Source organism: Planktothrix sp. PLAVEN19ND (genome assembly GCF_057220675.1).
Window position 1 is genome coordinate 1,490,793 of record NZ_CM170132.1, and the last position, 19,609, is coordinate 1,510,401.

A 19,609-nucleotide genomic window follows, 5' to 3' on the forward strand; every position below is an offset into this window, starting at 1 on the left:
TGCTCCCCCTGCTCCCTGCTATAACTGATTACTGATGACTGATTACGGGTAAGCTGATCACAAAGGTACTCCCCTCTCCGGGTGTAGAGGTGCATAGGAGTTGACCTTGATGTTTTTCCACAATAATTTGATAACTAATGGCTAAACCCATTCCGGTGCCTTGACCGACGGGTTTAGTGGTGAAAAAGGGTTCAAAAATTCTACTGCGAACGGTTTCAATCATTCCCAAACCATTGTCAGAAATTTCAATTTTTACCCATTGTTTTTGGTCTGAATCAGTCAGGATATCTGTATGAATAGAAATTTGTGGCGGGCTGTTTTTTTGGGCTGTTTCTAGGGCATCAATAGCATTCATAAAAATATTCATAAAGACTTGATTCAGTTGACCAACATAGCAGTGAATTAAGGGAATCTTTCCATAATTTTTGATCACTTTAATTTCCGGTCGAGACGCTTGGGCTTTGAGACGATGCTTTAAAATCATCAGGGTATTATCCAGATTTTCATGTAAATCAACGGTTTTAATATCGGCTTCATCTAAACGGGAAAATGAACGCAAGGATAGGACAATATCAGCGATTCTTTGACTTCCAACTCGCATGGACTGGAAAATTTTCTGTAAATCAGATTCCAAAAATTCTAAATCCAAATCATCAATTTCGGTTTGAATTTCTGTGACAGGGTGGGAATAATAGGTTTGATACAATGAAATTAAATTCAGTAAGCTATCTGTGTATTCTTTAGCATAGGTGATATTGCCAAAGATAAAACTCACTGGATTATTAATTTCATGGGCAATTCCAGCTACTAATTGTCCCAAACTAGACATTTTTTCACTTTGTAATAATTGAGCTTGAGTTTGTTTGAGTTGGGTGAGAGCTTTTTCTAATTCGGTGGCTTTTTGTTGTAATTCGATTTGAGATTCCTGTAAAATATAGGTATCCTGTTCAATTTTCTCCGCCATTTGATCAAAAGCCGCAGAAATTTGAGCTAATTCATCTGACCCTTCAAGACGGCTGCGATCGCTTAAATTTCCCTGAGCTAAATTCTGACTAACTAATACTAACCGCGAGACTCTTTTGGTTAAAGTTAATTCAAAAAATAACCACACTAATAAACAAATAATCAGTACCACTGCATTCATTTGTAAAGAACGGTTTAAAGCATCTCGATAGGCTTGTTTTTTGATTTGAGTCAGATCATAAATTGAGAGTAGAGTTCCCACTTGAGGACGCAATTGATTGGGTTTGGGGGGAAGTATGACCGGGGTAATCACCTTTAAAATTAGCTGATTATCTGACCAAACTTTTTCTCTAACTTTGGTTTGTTTAGCCTTTTGAATCTGGGGGTAAAGATAGGAAAAACTTGTATTAATTATGGGTTTTTGTTGTAATTGATAATAATTGGAAAAAACAACAACATTATTTTCATCTAAGAAAGCTGATAATTTTAAGTTAGGTTCTTCTCCCATTTCACCAATCACCAGCTTTGCCCCATCTAAACTTTTACTATCCATGTTAGCCCGTCGTAAAACAAATTCTAAGAGGGTAACAGTTTTTTCACTATAAAAATCTGCCTGTTCTAAAACTCTATTTTCCTGACGTTTGTAGGTTGCGTTTACTTCTGTTATAAAACTACAGAAACCTAGTCCACTACTTAAAAATAGAAGTAAACTGGGAATAGTAATGCGCAGAGGTAGACTAAAAGCAAAACGTTTCATGGATTAGATTGATTCAATTGAGTGAAAAAACGAGCATCTAACAAAGATGAAAAATCTATATTTGACTGTAGTAGTTCCTTGTTTTGCATTAATTTAGATAATTTTTTAGCAGAATTAACCAGACTCGGATCGGTTTGGGAGAGAAGTTTTTTATTTTCTATGGGTGTAAAAAAACTCAATAGTTTCAGAGAAGACAAAAATTCCTTCGCTGTGATTCCTCCCCGTTTTGCCATAATTTCAGCCGCATTTTCCGGTTCTTTTTTGAAATAATCTAATGCCATAAACCAGCCCCGCACCAACTGCTCTAAATTCTTAGATTGAGTTTCTAAGATATCCTGACGTACCACCAACATATCCACTACTTCCCCCGGTATTTTGCTGCTATCAAATAAGACTTTAGCACCCGTTGCCAGTAAGTTAGACCGAACCGGTTCAAAGGTAACAACAGCATCAACTTCACCCTGTTTAAACGCGGCTTCATGTTCCGAGTAACCCAGGGAAACAACAGTAATATCCTGTAGAGAAAGTCCCGCTTTATCGAGTCCCCGACTCAATATATAAGCCCCTAATGCGGTGTTTTCCACCCCGACTTTTTTTCCTTTAATATCTGCTAGGGTTTTTAACTCCGGTTTCCCCAGGATTACATCTGCACCATTGGATACATCTATCAACATAATTGCCCGAACCTCTGGAAAGGTTTCCGCCAGGATTAAGGTTTCATCAATGCTCATCCCTCCTGCTTGTAAATTCCCACTACGCAGCCCGCTACTAACTTCGGTTGTAGAGGGATAGTCAACAATATGAATCGAACTATTTTGATAGTAACCCAACTGCTCGGCTAAATATAAAGGGGCGAAACCCGGCCAATTATTAACGCCTACAAGCAGGGGAGTTATCGGTTGTTCAAAACAACTGATTAATATTCCCAAACTGATACAGATTAAAATGCCCAGGGAAAAGAAATGGATCAGGGATTTTTTGGCTGAAATTGTACGATTATTCATGGAAATTCCTCTGACTTTCAAATAGAAAATTCTGAATCAACTGAACTAACTGCCGGATTTGTACGGGTTTAGGCAGATATTCATTTGCCCCGGCAGCCAAACATTGTTCCCTGTCCCCGGCCATCGCGAAGGCTGTTAAGGCAATTATCGGTAGGTTGGCCATTTGTGGATCAGCCCGAATCTGGCGCATGGCTTCCAAACCATCTATTTCTGGCATGGAAATATCCATTAAAATCAAATCTGGATGTAAACTATTCGCTTTTTGAACTGCTTCGATCCCATTTCTAGCCACTTCCAAATCAAACCCCTTAGCTTGTAAGTAGTTAAGCAAGGTCTGAATATTATCGGGATTATCTTCAGCCAGCAGAATTAGAGGACGTTTTGACCCACTCGGAGCGATCCAAGACAGGGCTGATCTATCCAAAAGTTCGGCTGGAGTTAACCTCAGAGATTCTCCCCACGGGGCCTGAGTCCAAGGTAGGGCAACGGTAAAGCAACTGCCTTTTCCGGGTTGGCTATCGAGGGTAACTGTCCCCCCGTGCATTTCCACCAATTTTTTTACCAACACTAATCCTAAACCTGTGCCTTCATAACGTCGGGATAAACGGCTATCAATTTGAACAAAGACTTGAAATAATTGCGCTTGATCTTCGAGAGCAATGCCAATGCCATTATCAATTACAGAAAAACGAACTTTTTTTTCATCAGGATCTCCCCTGACTTCCAGGCGCACCTGTCCACCCTCGGGGGTAAATTTTACCGCATTATTGAGCAAATTAATTAAAACCTGACGCATTCGACGTTCATCTACATTCAGGGCTTCGGTGACATCTTCAATTTGATAACTGAGTCGAATATTTTTTTGGTAGGCCTGTTGTTTGACAAAACTTAAACTGTGTTGACAAAGTTCATTAGCAGAAACGGGAGAGCATTCTAGGTTTAATTTTCCGGCTTCAATTTTGGAGAGATCGAGAATATCGTTAATTAGTTCGAGTAGGTGTTTTCCATTTCTATAAATTAGCCTTAGTGCTTGATTTTGTTGTTCATTGAGTTCTCCAAAGGTTTGTTCCTGTAGGACTTCTGACATTCCTAAAATTGAGTTGAGGGGAGTCCTAAGTTCGTGACTCATATTGGCTAGAAATTCATCCTTGAGACGGGAAGCCATGGCGAGTTCGGCGTTGGCGATCGCTAATTGTTCATTGGTTTGACGCAGTTGAATTTCAGCTTGTTGGCGTTCATATAAGGCAGCTTGACGTTCACTAATATCTTGAGAAATACAAATATAATCCCCATCTTCTGTAACGGTAAAGGAAACTTCTTGATTAAAAGTTGTGCCATCTTTTCTTAAACCGATGGTTTCTCCCCGCCAGAATTTTTGTTGTTGTAACAGGGGAAATATATCTTTTTCAAACCATTTTACCACATCCAATGTATAAAGAACTCGCCAATTTTTAGTTAATAATTCTTCGGGATTACTATAACCAAATAGTTTTAAGTGGGCATTATTAACATAAATATATTCTTCATTTTTTAAAATAGAAATTCCATCAATAGAAGCCTCTACCGCCGCCAATTGACGTTTAAGATTATCTTCAGCCTGTTTGCGATCGCTAATATTTTGAGCCACGCCTAAAATTTGTTGGGTGTTCCCCGATGAATCTCGTTTAAATACAGTAGCATGACTCGAAAACCATAACCATTCTCCATTTTTATGCTGGATGCGATATTCAACATAACTAATCTCTCGATCACTCATTTGAGCCGTTTCTTCTAGGTGTTTAATGACTGTTTCTTGATCATCAGGATGAAAAAGGATTGAAAAGTTATCCCCTATTATCGATAATTCTAGCGAGGTATATCCTAAAATGGTCGTTAAGGATCGGCTATTATAAATACTGCGATTCTGCTCTACATCGTAGAGATATAAAATATTAGGACTACTATCGGCAATACTTTCAATAAATTGTTCTCGTTCTCGCAGGGTTTCTACTAATTGAGCTTGTTCTAAAGCCACACCCACTTGATCGGCAATTTCTCGCATCAGTTCAATCTCAAAATCCGTCCATTTTCGCGGGGAAACACATTGATGAGCAATCATAAATCCCCAAAAACTATGATTTTGAATAATCGGAACAATCAATTTTGCTTTAATCTTCCATGCTTGTAAAAATTCAACTAAACAGGGGGTAATATCTTGATATTGTTGGTGAATGTTTGCAATGGCTTTTACGGTTCTATTAGAATAAAGTTGTTGATATTCTAGGGGAAAAACTTCTTCAGGAAAGTCAAAATTGAGAATCGAATCCCATCCAGGTAATACACTTTCTGCGATCGTTTTTCCTGTCCCATTGTCAAAAACTCGATAAATTAACAGGCGATCGCACCCTAAAATATTTTGAACTTCTGTAACAGTAGTTTGTAAAATTTGGTCAATATCTAAAGATTGACGAATCTTTAAAGCGATTTCTGCAAAGAGACGGGATTTGCGTTCTTGACGCTCTAATTTAGCCGTTCGATCCAAAATTCTAGTTTCTAATTCTTGATTCAAAAGTCTTAATTCTTGCTCAATTTTTTGTCGTTCCTGAATTTCTGTTTCAGCCTTTTGATAAAGCTGGGATTGTTGAATACCAATAGAAAGTTGCACCGCAATTTCATCTAATAATTCTAATTCACTCGAATGCCAATTGCGAGGAGAAAAACATTGATGGGCGATTAATAATCCCCAAATAAAATTCCCATTTTCTTGATTATGATCTTGAATTGAAATTGGAACGACTAAATTGGCTTTAACCTGAAATTGAGTTAAGAATTGTTGATAACATTCTGATAAATTTGCTTCTTCAATATTATTAATAGCGGTTTTTTTACCCTTTAAACAATGAAAAGCACCTCGGGTTTTAAAACAAGTATCTTCTAAATACATCCCTAAGCATGAAGTCCAGCCCTCTCCCACGGATTCTGCCACAATTGTTCCATTAAATGTCGAATCAAATTCATAGACTAAAACCCGATCACAATGGAGAATTTCTCGAATATCCACCACGGCATTATTCAGAATATCCGTTAAATTCAAAGATTGACGAATATGGAGGGCGGTTTGGTAAAATAGCCGCTCCCGTTGAACTTGTTGGTGTAATTGTTGTTCGGCTTTTTTCCGTTCGCTAATATCAAAACTAATTCCCACTAAACCCATGGGATTTCCCTCCCGATCTCGAATTAAGGTATCAAAAACATGAATTGGTAAAGTGCTACTATCTTTACGCGAGGTGGTAAATTCTCCTTCCCAATATCCTGTGTTGATAACTTCATAAACAATTTCCTCGGCTAAATTTTGTTGATCCAGAGGAACAAAAAAATCAATAATATTATTACCTAGGGCATCTTCGGCTGTCCACTGATACAAAGTTTGAGCATAGTGATTCCAGTAAATGATAGTTCCCTCTAAATCTGTCGCAATAATAGCATTTTTGACCTGCTCTAAAAGGGAAGCCTGTAACGCTATTTTTGATTCAATCAAACTTCGTTCTTGGATCTCCGCTTGTAGTCGTTGATTTGCGCGTTTTAAAGCCTCTGTGCGTCCCTGAATTTTTTCTTCAAGTTTGGTATTTTGAATTTGAAGTAATTGCACTTTTTCTGCTTCTAAATGATTAATTTTTTGTCGTAATAAATCTACTAATTCTAATAAATCAATCGGGTTAATGGCTTGTAAAATACTCGTTGGAGTAATAATACCAAGCAGTTCCCCGCGATCGCCCACAATCGGGATTCGATGAATATTGTATTGCTGCATTAACAGATGAGCCGCTAATAATGTATCATTGGGTTTGAGGCAAAATAGGGGGGTAGTCATGACGGTTTGAGCCTCTAAATTCCAATCTAAATCTAAGGCTTGAAACTTGAGAATATCTCCTTCCGTCATCAGACCCACCGGAATTTTAAATCGTTCTTGATTGTCAATTCTTTCCTCAACTAAAACGACACAACTAACCAGAGCAGAATTCATTAATTCCGCTAATTTTAATAAAGAAATTGTAGCGGGTGCTTGTACAACGGTTGAATTCATCACCTCCTCAATGGTTCTTAGTTTCAATAAATCCGTCGGTTCTAGGGAATTTTTTAAATCTCGATGGCTGAGTAAACCGACTAATTTACCCTGGGTATTTACCAGGGGTAAATGACGAATATTATGCTGTTGTAATAGGTTTAAAGTTGTACTTAAATGGGTAAATTCTGTCTCTTGAAGGGTAATCACCGGTTGGGTCATGACTGCGCCTACGGTCAAATTTTGTAGATCAACTCGTCGAGCAATTAAACGCACAATATCTCGATGGGTTAATATTCCCACAGGTCGATGATCTACAGTAATAATTATACAGGTTTTACCCTGACTGATTGCCAAGGAATTAGGAGTTAATAAACAGGTGGTTTGAGATTGGTTAAAAATTGCGATCGCATCAATTAATATGGTTTCTGGGGTCACAGTCAAAGGATCGGTCGTGATAGCCTTCTGTAAAGGAGAAACAAAATAATTATCAGAATTATTAGACATAAAATTAAGATTTTAGGTAATAGGTAGTAAACCGATAACTGTTAACTGATTACTTTTAACTGATTACTTTTAACTGATTATTTCGCTTTTAGTTCAATGGTAAAAATCGATCCTTTTGGTTGATTATCGGTAATTGAAAGACAGCCATGATGGGCATCAATCACCATTTTGCAAAATGCTAGTCCTAACCCAGTTTGAGCCACACCTTCAAAGCGTTGACCCGTTTCATATTTTTTAAAAATGCTTTGTTTGAGTTCATCTTTTACACCATTTCCTGAATCTTGAAAGTGAACCTTAACAGTATTTTGATCAATTGGATATTCAACTTCTATTAAAATTTCACTATTGGAAGGGGAAAATTTAATCCCATTATCCAGTAAATTTTCTAATACTCGCTTAATTAAATCATAATCAGCAATCACAAACCTTTGTACCTGGGGAATTATAGTATTAATTTTAATTTTCTTTTTAATAACTTGAGCTTCAAACTCATCAACAACGGCTTCAACCATCAGAGATAAATTTACCGGTTTAGGATTCAGTAATTCCTTCCCTGATTCGAGTTTTGCCATCAGTAGTAAGGAATCAATTAGTTTGTTTAACTGCTGTCCTGAAGTGGCAATTTGATTGATTTTTTGGGATTGTTTTTCTGTTAAATTAGTTAAGTTTAGGAGTTCACAAGTTAATGAAATTACAAATATGGGATTTCTCAGATCGTGAATAATAGTATAGGTCATATCTTCGCGTAATTGCAGCAATTGTTCTAGTTTTTGCTGGGATTTTTCTAACTGATCATGCTGTTTTTTAAGTCGGAGCATGGAACGCACTCTAGCTCTAACTTCTAAGGCACTAACCGGTTTTCCAATAAAATCTTCTGCCCCAGCTTCTAAACATTGAGCTAAGGTTTCTTTAGAATTCAGTGCCGTGATCATAATAATAGGAATTGGTTGCCATGCCGGAATTTGTTTGATTTTGCGACAGATATCCACACCATCAATATCGGGCATCATCACATCTAATAAAATCAGATCCGGTAAACTGGATTCTAAAAATTTAAATACCTCAAATCCATTGGAAGCATAATGGAGTTGATATCCTTCTCGGAATAAAATTCCCTCGAAAACATCGAAGACATCCGGTTCATCATCCACAATTAGAATTGAATCAGACTTAATCATATAGCAATCTTATTTGAGTTGTTAGGCTGAAAAGGTAACAGGGAACACCGAGTAATATTTCTGATTGTTTCATATTAGTATTAAAATATTACAACCTCGGCGCGGGTTGCTATAGTTATTGGTATGAATTAAATTCATCAAAAATGGTCAATCTTAACTAAAAATAGGATTGTCCCTACCATTAATAATACAGGCATTAGCCAATCCCCCCAACGGACATAAAGGGTTTGAGTCCGATCGCGATAAATTGTATCAGCATAGACTTGATAGGTATTCTGATTGGAAATCCACTGAGTCCTTCCATGGGGGTCAATAAAGGCTGAATATCCTGTATTTGTAGCCCGAATTGTCCAACGATGATTTTCAATCGCTCGCATCACATCGAGGGCATGATGTTGAGCTAAAATTGCGACGGAATAGTAAGCATCATTAGAAGCCGTAATCAAAAATTCTCCCCCCTGGAGGGTTTGGCGGCGGAAATGATCTGCAAAGGCTGAATCATAACAAATTCCGACGGTGGTTTGACCGAAAAGGGTCTGGAATTGTTGAGTGGGTTTTCCATGAATTAATGTAGCTTCTAAGGGAGATAATTTTCTGATAAATCTGCCTAAAACTTCACTAAAGGGGATAAATTCTCCCAAAGGAACTAAATTAACTTTATCATATTGACCAATAATATTTCCTTCCCCATCCATGGAAAATAAACTATTCGTATATCCATTTTTTTTCAAGGCAAAACTTCCCACAATAGCCGGAACTTTTTGCTGTAAAACGGCTTGATAAAAAGAACTATTTTGTCGTTGATTCGAGTCAGTCCAGAAAAAAGGTAGGGCGGTTTCTGGGGTGATTACCAAGTCTACTCCTTGATTAGCTAAGGTAATATATCCGGTTGTATAGCCATTTAAGGCTTGTAGAAATCCCGAATAATTTAATTTAACTTCATTAGCAATATTTCCTTGAATAATTCCTACTTTTAACGCCTGTTCTGGATTTTTTTGTGAAGGAATGCTATATAGAATCAACCCCAATCCATGAGCAGCAATCAAAAACAATACCGCTAAAATCAATAATAAATAGGATTTTTGATCTTGAGTCTGAGAATAATATTTATCCCGATTTAAAATAAAACTTTCTGCTATTAACCCATTCACAATTAATAAGGTGGCGGTAATAGTTGTGGGGCCAGAAATTTGACCTAGGTGCAAAATAATTAAATTCCCAAAACTTTGAGTATAGGATAAAGAAGACCACCATAACGCCGTAGAACTCCACAAAAATTCTAACCCACACCATAAAACCGTTGCAATTAAAACTCGGGCTAAGGCTAGGGAAATCTTAGAGAATTTTTGAGCTAATTGATCCGATAAAATCACAAATAATCCCGTCCAAATTATCACCAAAGCACCGCCCCAAAGGGTGAGAAAACTCCAACAAAATATAGTAATGGCTAAACTGGCTAACCAGGGAACTCCTAACCAGGTCATCGGATGAATTCCGGTAATCCAAAATAAGGCGGTTCCGTAATAGCCGATTCCCCAAACTAAAGCTAATATTAAGGGAGTTTTAAATACCGCCAAACTTCCCACCATGAACAGGAGGGGTTTAGGGGGGGTAAAATTTGATAAAACATTAACCCATAAAGGAACTAATGCTACCCAAGCTAACCCCCACAGTCCCCAGGGTTCCGCAGCAATACCCATTAAAACCCCAGCCATTGCTGTTAATAATAAAGGCGCAATCAGTTCTTGTTTTTTCATAAATGATGACCCGATCTAGAATTAATTTAAACTATAAATATCCTTGGCTTGACCCAAAGCAAATTTGAAAGAAAGGGGAATTGTTTTACTAGAAAAAGTAGCGAAAGCAATTAAAGCAATTAAAGCTAAACCCGCATCTAAGGCAAACATAACTGAATATCCTAATTGTTCGGCAAAGATGCCAAAAATAGGGCCAGCAACGGCAATTCCCACGTCAAATCCGGTTAAACATAAGGAGAAAAATTGACCCCGTTGTTCCGGTAAACATCGATCAGTAATTAAGGTGATCATCATCGGAAGCACAACCCCCGCCCCCATTCCTTCGAGTAATGCCGCCAATAAAATAATATTACTGTGCATAGTTTTTGATAGGAGTAACATCGCTAAAAAATAACAAATTAATCCCCCAGTAATAAACAAACCTCGACCATAACGATCAGAAGCTCGACCCGTAGGAATTCTAATTAAAAAACTAGCGATCGCGGCGGTACTATAAAATAATCCCGCATTAAAATTCAACCCCGATTCCTTCACCGCTAAAGGCAAAAATGTGACTAAAGTTCCAAAGATTAAACCTACCATTAACATCACAAAAGCGGGAACCCTTAAAGGGGGACTCCATAACATTTTGAACAACCATAAACCCTTTTCTAATAAAGAAGTAGAAACCACTTTTTTTGTTGATTTATTGTGTTGGGGTTCCCAAACTTGACAAATCCCTAAAAATGCTAAAAACGCAAATCCGCTACTCGATAAAAAGATCGGGTCATACCCCACCATCGCTTGCATTGATCCCCCCACCGCCGGGCCAATCGCCATCCCAATCGGAGCCACTAAACTCATATATCCAATTACTTCTCCCCTGCGTTCAACGGGGGCAATATCGGCAACTAAGGCACTGTAACCGATGGTAAATGCGGCGACACTCACCCCATGAAAGGCCCGTAAACTCAGTAGTACGGGGATAGACTCCGCAAACAGATATCCTAAAGGTGCGATAGTCCCCACTAGGGTTCCGATTAATAAGACTAATTTGCGGCTTTTACGATCGGCTAGGGGGCCAAACCAAAATCGAGACGGCAATAAACCCAAGGCAAAAGCCCCCATGACCCAACCAATTTGTTGTGTGGTTCCGCCCAGAGATTCAATATATAATGGTAGGGTTGGTAATAGTGTGGTTATCCCTGTCCAGAAACATAAACCTGCGATAAATAAAGCCAGTAAACTGCGTTGACGTTTGGGATCAAAGCTGCGAAAAGTGTTCAAAATATCTATTCCTTAATATTAATATTAGCAATTTGTTGATTAAACCAGAGAGCCGCCAAACCATTCTCTACTTGGGTTAATTGTTCTAAAGTTTGCTCTAAAAGTATAATCGGTAAACCCGAAAGAGCTATAGAATATTCTATCTGTTCATATTTGCCATTTTCTTGTAAACGAAAGGCAATCACCTGTTTTCCTTTAACATCTGTTACCCAATATTCAGGAATCCCTAATGCTGCATAAAGTTGTTTTTTTTCATCTAAATCAGTGGCTAAAGTGGTATCAGAAACTTCCCCTACTAAATCAGGAACCCGCCAACGATTTAAGTCAACCCGACGGGGTTCTCCCGGTTGCCAACGGGGTGAATTTTCACCAATATATAAAACCTGATCCGGTGCTAAAGCACAATGGTTTGCTTTTTCCAGTTGACAGCGACCTAATGAACTAAAACTAACAACGGGAAAACGAGTAAACCAAAATGCAAAAACCATGGTAAATAAATCGCTAATACTAGCGTGATTAATTCCTTCTGCACCCATTTCAATTAATAAATAACCTTCTTGATAAAATAACTTAACTCGCTCTAACCTGGGATGATCTCGATAGGCTAAATAATCATCCCAGGTTGCAGTCTGCCATTTTGAGCTTGTAGAATTGAGCAATACTGTAACCGAAGATAAACTCATCATAGAAAGAAAAATGTAAAAAATTCAGAAATTAAGATCAAGATGACGGGAGAAACAAGAACAACGTTGCTGTTAATTATAGCACATTATTTTCAATTTCAGGAAAATCATAAAAAATAATAAACCCATTCTTTTAAACTCCATTCATTCTACCTTAAAGCTGAACTTACCCATCTTTTTTCGTGTCTTTGTGCCTTTGTGGTTTATGCAAAAATCCCCCATCCTTCACTAAACTAAAAACTGTCATAAAAAAACAAAAATCTTTCTTGGGATAGACGTAAAAAATCAAAAAGATTACAAACATTAAGATAGTCATAAAATTAAATAGGAGTCGGTTAATGTTACTCAAAGATAAAGTTGCCGTAATTACGGGAGCGGGTTCGGGAATTGGGAAAGAAACTGCGTTTTTATTAGCAAAAGAAGGGGCAAAAATAGCCACCCTTGATCGAACACCCGAAAAAGGTCAAAAAACGATTGATCAGATTAAACAAACCGGTGGGGAAGCGATGATGACCACGGCGGATATTTCCTACCCCGAACAGGTGCAACAGTCCATGGATAAAATAGCAGAAACTTGGGGAAAAATTGATATTGTTTTTGCTAATGCGGGTATTAATGGAGTGTGGGCTCCTTTAGAGGAACTTTCCCCCGAGGAATGGAAAGCGACCATTTCTATTAATTTAGATGGAACTTTTTACACCTTAAAATATGCCTTACCCTATCTGAAGAAACAAGGGGGAAGTGTGGTAATTAATTCTTCTGTAAATGGAACTCGAATGTTTAGTAATACTGGAGCCACAGCCTACGCTTGTACCAAAGCTGCCCAGGTGACTTTTGCTAAAATGACCGCCCTAGAATTAGCAATATATAAAATTAGAGTGAATGTCATTTGTCCGGGGGCAATTACCACCGAAATTAATCAGAATACTGAACGACAATACTTAGAAAAAACTCAAGAACTTGTGGAATTTCCTCAAGGGAATATTCCCTTAACCCAGGGTCAACCCGGAACCTCTGAACAAGTTGCACAACTGGTGTTATTTTTAGTTTCTGATGCTTCGAGTCATATTACTGGAACAGAAGTTTGGATCGATGGCGGACAATCTTTATTACAAGGATAAATAGTTGGATTGGATATGATAATATAGAGTTAAAATAAAAATCCTATTTATATGCCCCAATATTTCGGACAATTACAATCTTTACACCCTAATTGGTCAACAATTGAAGCGGTGCAAAGTGTAGAAATAGGCGATCGCCATCTTCTCTTTAACTGCGGCAATGTCCATGTTAAAATTAGTATATTAGCTGATAATTTAATTAGAATTCGCTATTCTACTTCTGGTAATTTTCTTCCCCGTCGATCTTGGGCGGTTAACTTAGATGATAGTGAATGGCAACCCACTCGCTTTAAAACCCAACAAACCGAAGAAACCACAGAAATTATTACTGAAAAAATCAGAATATCCGTGCAACATCACCCTTGCCGAATTCAATGTTATGATCTACAAAATCAACCCTTTGCCACCGATGCAGAATTAGGGTTTAGATGGCAACCAGGGTTAACAGCAGTTGAGAAAAAAATTGAACCGGAAGAACATTTTTATGGCTTTGGAGAACGCACGGGATTTTTAGATAAAACGGGAGAAATCAAAACCAATTGGACGGAGAATTGTCGCAAGTATGATGCCTTAACTGATGCCATGTATCAAGCCATTCCTGTCTTTATATCCTTACGACCGGAATTAAGTTATGGCATTTTTTTAAATAGTACCCACTGGAGTCGCTTCGATATTGGAGTGAAAAAACCTGGGATTTTGCAGATGGAAACCCACGCCCCAGAATTAGATTATTATATTATTTATGGCCCTAAACCGGAGCAAATTCTAAATACCTATACCCAACTAACCGGACGAATGCCCTTACCTCCCCGTTGGGCATTAGGCTATCATCAATGTCGCTGGAGTTATGAATCAGAAACCGTTGTTCAAGAACTAACAAAACAATTTAGAACCCGCAAACTTCCCTGTGATGTAATTCATTTAGATATTGATTATATGCAGGGATATAGAGTTTTTACCTGGAGTGAAAAACGGTTTCCAAATCCAGAGAATTTGATTCAAAATCTATCTAAAAATGGCTTTAAAACCGTGACAATTATTGACCCAGGAGTTAAATATGAACCCGAAGCCAATTATACTATTTTTGATCAAGGATTAAAACAGAATTATTTTATTAGAAAACCTAACGGAGAACTGTTTCATGGTTATGTTTGGCCGGATAAAGCGGTGTTTCCCGATTTTTTAAATCCCCAGGTGCAACAATGGTGGGGAGAATGCCATCAAACCTTAACAAATATTGGTATTGCGGGCATTTGGAATGATATGAATGAACCCGCTATTGATGACCGTCCCTTGGGGGATAAGGGAACTAAAATTACCTTTCCTTTAGAGAGTTTACAGGGGCCAATAGAAGAACAAACAACCCACGCGGAAGCCCATAATTTATATGGGTTAATGATGGCAAAATCTAGTGCCCAAGGGTTGTTAAAATTGCGACCGAAACAGCGATCTTTTGTCTTAACTCGGTCAGGATATGCGGGGATTCAACGCTGGTCATCGGTGTGGATGGGGGATAACCATTCGATTTGGGAACATTTAGAAATGTCTCTACCGATGTTATGTAATATGGGGTTATCTGGGGTAGGATTTGTAGGTTCTGATATTGGGGGTTTTGGGGGCAATGCTACACCAGAATTATTCGCCCGTTGGATGCAATTGGGAATATTATATCCATTGATGCGAGGTCATTCGGCTTTATCGACTTCCCAACATGAACCCTGGGTATTTGGAGAGCGAGTTGAGCGAATTTGTCGAGAGTATTTAGAATTACGCTATCGTCTTTTACCCTATCTTTATACATCATTTTGGGAAGCGACACAAACGGGAAATCCGATTCTTCGTCCCCTATTTTATCACTATCCTAATGATACCAAAACCTATACTTTATCCGATCAAGTTTTATTGGGTTCGGCGATTTTAGCTGCTCCTATTTATCGTCCAGGGATAGAATGTCGGGCGGTGTATTTACCGACTGGAATTTGGTATGATTGGTGGACGGGAAAACCCTATGCTGGATCACAATATATTTTAGCAGATGCTCCTTTAGAACGGATGCCATTGTATGTGAAAGCGGGTTCAATTATTCCTTTACAAGCGGTGATGCAATATGTGGATGAAAAACCGATTGATAGTTTAACGTTTAAGGTTTTTCCGGGGACGGGAGAGGGTATTTTATATGAAGATGATGGTAATTCTTTCGAGTATCTTCAGGGAGTTTATTCAATCACAAAATATCGAGTATATCCAGAAAATCAGGAGTTAATTATTGAAATTGAACCCCGTCAGGGAGACTGGACTCCCCCTGACCGTGAGATAATTATTGATGTGGTGGGAGTGGGAGAACAGCGTTTTCAAGATGATGGTCAGGGGAAAATATTCAGGTTTGGTTATCAATCTGTTGTTGGGCTTTAGGCTTTAGAAGATGCGCTGAAGCGCAACAACGGGGGTAATATTAATTAAGGGTTTAATGGGGTTCCACAGCGTTTACAAAAGCGGGCATCTTGGTCATGAATTGACCACCCACACCCGGAACAAATAGTTTCTATTTGATTAGTTGTTTTGAGTAATTGTTTAATTAAATCTCCTAATTGCCAAGGAATTAAAGCAATTCCAGTTAATATCATTAAAATGGTTAAAAATCGTCCCATATCTGATATCGGGGTGACATCCCCAAACCCTACGGTGGTCATGGTAACGACGGAAAAATAAACCGCGTCTAAAAAGGTTTTAAAAACCTCTGGGTTAACGGGATGTTCGACTTGATAAATTAAGCCAGAAAAGATAAAAATAATAGTTAATAGGGTAAAAATAATTCGAGCTAAAATGACTCCATCTTCGCTTTTAATCCTGAAAATTGAGATTTTAACATCAATAAATCTAATTAATCGTAGGATTCTAAACCAACGAAAAATCCTCAAATAACTAATATTTAAAAATCTTAAATAACCTTGTAGAATAATAAATAAATCAATAATTGATAAAGGATTGAATATAAATTCTTTTTTATTATCAGCCGCCCAAAATCGAATTAAATACTCAATTGTAAAACAAATTAAAATTACAAAATCTAGCAATTCTAACCGAGAATGAACTAAATCAGAAAGAGGATAGGTTTGGGCGATAAAACTTGTTAAGGAAATTAAAATTAATCCGGTTAAACTTAAATTAACCATTTTCCCGATGGGGGTGTTAATATCTTCTAAATAAAACGCTATTTTCTTTCGTTGGGTTTCCCAAAAACCGACTTGAGATGGGGATGAAATTGGCTCTCCCATAAATTTAGATAGGTTATAAAATAAGTTAAAAGACATGACCCGAGGAGAGAGAATTTATTCTATAGATTTTAATAATAACTCTAGGATTTCTTGGCGGTCTTTCTGCTCTGTTTTGGGTTGTTCATCTAACCAATTAATCGCTCGATTTCTCCCATTTTCCGCCGCAATCATTAAAGTTCCCCAGGTTTTTAATTCCAATTGTTCAGGATTTTCTAATAACGCTGCGTTCAGACGATTTTTAATCCGTCCGCTATTTGATCTTAATAAATTAGCAATTTCCTGTTGATTTCCTGGACTATTTTTTAAGGTTTCTAAGGCTTCAGTCCAGCGTCCATCAATCAAACTGGCTAATACTTGTTGACTCGGACTTGCCCAGGCTGCAACCGCTTGAGCCTTAGTAATTTTAGCATGAAATTCAATTAAATCTAACTGAGCTTGAACAGCCGTTGACCATTTCAAATTAGGACTATTTCCCGAGACTATATTTTTTTTCAACGGTTTAATTAAATTCAATGCTGGCGACCATAACCCACTACGAGCTAATCTTAAAGCCTGTCGATAATTATAATCATCTAAAAAGGTTTCATCTAAAGAAATAGCGGTCAATTGAATCGGGTTAGGAATAAATTGCAAAGGTTGGACTTGATAAATACTAAACTGAGGTTCTAAACCAATTGTTTGTTCAATTAATAATTCTGGATCTTTGCCTCCGGTCACTTCCTGCCAGATGGGTTGTTGTCCGGCGGCACTTTTCCATTCCAACATCATACTTAAATAATGGCGACTCGGATTATAATGAAGAATCTGTCCATAGGGAACGGTTTTATCTCCCACGACTCGCTCACTATTCAGATTAAACCAGACCCCCCCGTGAGGAACTTTTCCTTTAAATTGTGTGAGTCGAGTTAGGGGTGAGGGCTTATTAGAACCCTGTTGATTAGATTCGGTTCCAATTAGGGAAGCAATCACAAAGGATTCGGCTGGCCCCTGGGTATCGAGTTGCTGCATTAACCGATAATACTGAGTGCTACCCTGGCGTTGATAGGGGGTTTGAACGGCTTCATAAACCCGCACCTGCACAATTTCTTGACAAGTCCCTTCGCAGCGATGGGCAACACTAGAGTCACGGGTTTTTAAAATAGGAATTAATAAATCATTTGACTGTTGAACCGCAGCATTTGAATTGACTAATAAAGAGTTAAATGGGACTGTGGATTTTTGCTCATTCGCTGTTTTTGCAATTGCATCAACCGTCGGTAAAGTTAGGGATTTTCCCACCATAAATCCTTCAGTTTTGAGAGCCTGATTAATTTCATCTAAGGTAACAATCGAGTCTCGGCGTTGTAGAGGAATTTGTGTCCAACTGGGTAACAATTGATTTAACCAAACTCCAATATCAGGATTCACAATTAATTGATAACTAAACCAGGCACAGCCACCAATTAAGGTGGTTCCTCCGAATAGTAAAGTAAAGGCAACCCCATCGGCGATCCATTTTTTCCAAAATCGGCTAATGGGCTGGGACGGTTTAGATTTCGCAGGTTGGGGGGCGGTTTTTTTGCCCGCAGGTAAAACAGCCGTTTGGGAACGTCGAGCTTGACGACGCTGTTGGCCTGATTTGGCGGGGGTTTTAGCCGTTTGAGGCTGAGGTTTTCGGGGCTGACTCTTTTTTCGAGGAGAGGGTTGATGACCTGTCCCTAAAGGATTCATCATGGATTCAGATTAGGATGGGATTAGGCTAACGACGCAGCAAAACTTGTTCATAAAGCTCACCGGCTCGTTCCCAAGTATATTCAGTTTCAATTAATAATCTCCCATTTTGCGACAATTGTTCCCTCAGATGGGGATGTTCAAACAGTCGGCTAATGGTTTCTACATATTCTGCCACGGTATTTGCCCGCAGAGCCCGATGGGGGTCATTCGGCCCATCAACGGCTAATCCTTCTAAACCGCGATCGCTGGCCACCACCGGCACCCCGGCGGCCATGGCTTCGAGGGTTTTATTTTTGATTCCGTAGCCACTGCGCAGGGGGGTGACACAGACCGTCCCCTGATGTAAATAATCGACGACCTGGGGAACTCCTCCGGTGACGATCACACCTGGATAGTTCGCTAATTGTAGAACCTCCGGTACGGGTCGCGCTCCGATGATGGTAAAGGTGGTATCGGGATAGGAATTTTGCAGGATGGGTAAGACCTCTAGGGTGAAAAATCGGGCGGCGTCGATATTATGGGAGGCGTCCATTGCCCCCACAAATACTAAGTTATGATTATTCGGATCAAAAGATCGCATGGGAAATAATTCTAAATCCACCCCATTCGCAACTACATGAATTTCTCCCTGGGGTTGAAATTGACGGAATTGTTTTTCATCATCTGCGGTGGTAACGACTAAATCATGAAATTTAGCCGCATAACGTTTTTCATAGCGTTCTAAGAGTAATTGTAAATAAATCCGATCGCGTTGAGGATGGGGAGAAGCCCCCATTTCTAAATGATTACGAGTCCAACCTACTACAGAACTATGAATATTAACAACGGTATGAACCTGCTTTAAATAGGACGGTCGAATATAAATTTCATTAACACTATGTTCGCAAGTAATTACATCAACTTTGCCCTGTTCAACGGCTTGATCGATCCAAGTTTGCATTTCTTGGGAATATCGATAAAGGACATTGGGAGGGGTACTTTGGACGAGGGAATTAATAAAGCGACCCACCTTAGCAACGGCCCCAGTCGGAGGTTCGGGAGGGAGGGGAAAAACCACCAGTTGACTCACCCATTGACGCAATTCCTCTACATCCTGATCACTAACCCCCGAATGTCTTTGGGTGATTAGAGTAACATGATGGCGAGAATGAAGATATTTGAGCAAGTTAAAGGTTCTAATCTCCGTTCCGCCTCGACTGGGTGGATAGGGAAACGTAGAGGAGATGATTACAATATTCATGGGGTTAAACCAGAATTAAACAATAGATAACCCAATTACCTGAAAAGCAGGACTTGGACTATTGCGGATCAATTTTTTTCAAAATATACTATAATTATACTAC

At 38.7% G+C, this 19,609-nt stretch carries 12 protein-coding genes; 2 read left to right on the forward strand and 10 right to left on the reverse strand.

What is annotated here, in order from left to right:
• Nucleotides 1–28: 28 nt before the first annotated feature.
• The 7 genes from AC2D3N_RS06395 to AC2D3N_RS06425 all read right to left on the reverse strand — a co-directional run bounded on the left by AC2D3N_RS06395 (nt 29) and on the right by AC2D3N_RS06425 (nt 12,160).
• Entirely contained in the window at nt 29–1,720 is a 1,692-nt protein-coding gene (locus AC2D3N_RS06395; RefSeq protein ID WP_484693123.1) for a sensor histidine kinase, read from the reverse strand.
• A complete protein-coding gene (locus tag AC2D3N_RS06400) occupies nt 1,717–2,724 on the reverse strand; it encodes an ABC transporter substrate-binding protein (RefSeq protein ID WP_079679529.1) in 1,008 nt (335 codons plus the stop codon). The genes AC2D3N_RS06395 and AC2D3N_RS06400 overlap by 4 nt, the downstream gene beginning before the upstream one ends.
• Entirely contained in the window at nt 2,717–7,273 is a 4,557-nt protein-coding gene (locus AC2D3N_RS06405) for a PAS domain S-box protein (RefSeq protein ID WP_484693124.1), read from the reverse strand. The genes AC2D3N_RS06400 and AC2D3N_RS06405 overlap by 8 nt, the downstream gene beginning before the upstream one ends.
• A 77-nt stretch (nt 7,274–7,350) precedes the next feature.
• Nucleotides 7,351–8,451, reverse strand: coding sequence for a hybrid sensor histidine kinase/response regulator (locus tag AC2D3N_RS06410; RefSeq protein WP_484693125.1), 1,101 nt, complete (start codon nt 8,449–8,451; stop codon nt 7,351–7,353).
• A 137-nt stretch (nt 8,452–8,588) separates the two neighbouring features.
• Entirely contained in the window at nt 8,589–10,208 is a 1,620-nt protein-coding gene (gene lnt / locus AC2D3N_RS06415; protein WP_484693126.1) for an apolipoprotein N-acyltransferase, read from the reverse strand.
• A gap of 21 nt (nt 10,209–10,229) precedes the next feature.
• Nucleotides 10,230–11,474, reverse strand: coding sequence for an MFS transporter (locus tag AC2D3N_RS06420; protein ID WP_079679525.1), 1,245 nt, complete (start codon nt 11,472–11,474; stop codon nt 10,230–10,232).
• Between the two features lie 5 nt (nt 11,475–11,479).
• On the reverse strand, nt 11,480–12,160 hold the full coding sequence (locus AC2D3N_RS06425) for a Uma2 family endonuclease (RefSeq protein WP_484693127.1): 681 nt from the start codon (nt 12,158–12,160) through the stop codon (nt 11,480–11,482).
• Between the two features lie 335 nt (nt 12,161–12,495).
• Between AC2D3N_RS06425 and AC2D3N_RS06430 the strand changes: the two genes are divergently transcribed.
• A complete protein-coding gene (locus tag AC2D3N_RS06430; protein ID WP_484693128.1) occupies nt 12,496–13,278 on the forward strand; it encodes an SDR family oxidoreductase in 783 nt (260 codons plus the stop codon).
• A 51-nt stretch (nt 13,279–13,329) separates the two neighbouring features.
• Nucleotides 13,330–15,690, forward strand: coding sequence for a glycoside hydrolase family 31 protein (locus tag AC2D3N_RS06435; protein ID WP_484693129.1), 2,361 nt, complete (start codon nt 13,330–13,332; stop codon nt 15,688–15,690).
• 44 nt (nt 15,691–15,734) lie between these two features.
• On the opposite strand, the gene AC2D3N_RS06440 is transcribed toward AC2D3N_RS06435, so the two are convergent.
• The 3 genes from AC2D3N_RS06440 to AC2D3N_RS06450 are packed head-to-tail and all read right to left on the reverse strand — an operon-like array spanning nt 15,735 to nt 19,506.
• A complete protein-coding gene (locus AC2D3N_RS06440; protein WP_484693130.1) occupies nt 15,735–16,589 on the reverse strand; it encodes an ion transporter in 855 nt (284 codons plus the stop codon).
• A gap of 18 nt (nt 16,590–16,607) precedes the next feature.
• A complete protein-coding gene (locus AC2D3N_RS06445) occupies nt 16,608–18,266 on the reverse strand; it encodes a hypothetical protein (RefSeq protein WP_484693131.1) in 1,659 nt (552 codons plus the stop codon).
• A 25-nt stretch (nt 18,267–18,291) separates the two neighbouring features.
• On the reverse strand, nt 18,292–19,506 hold the full coding sequence (locus tag AC2D3N_RS06450) for a glycosyltransferase family 4 protein (RefSeq protein WP_484693132.1): 1,215 nt from the start codon (nt 19,504–19,506) through the stop codon (nt 18,292–18,294).
• Between the last annotated feature and the right edge of the window lie 103 nt (nt 19,507–19,609).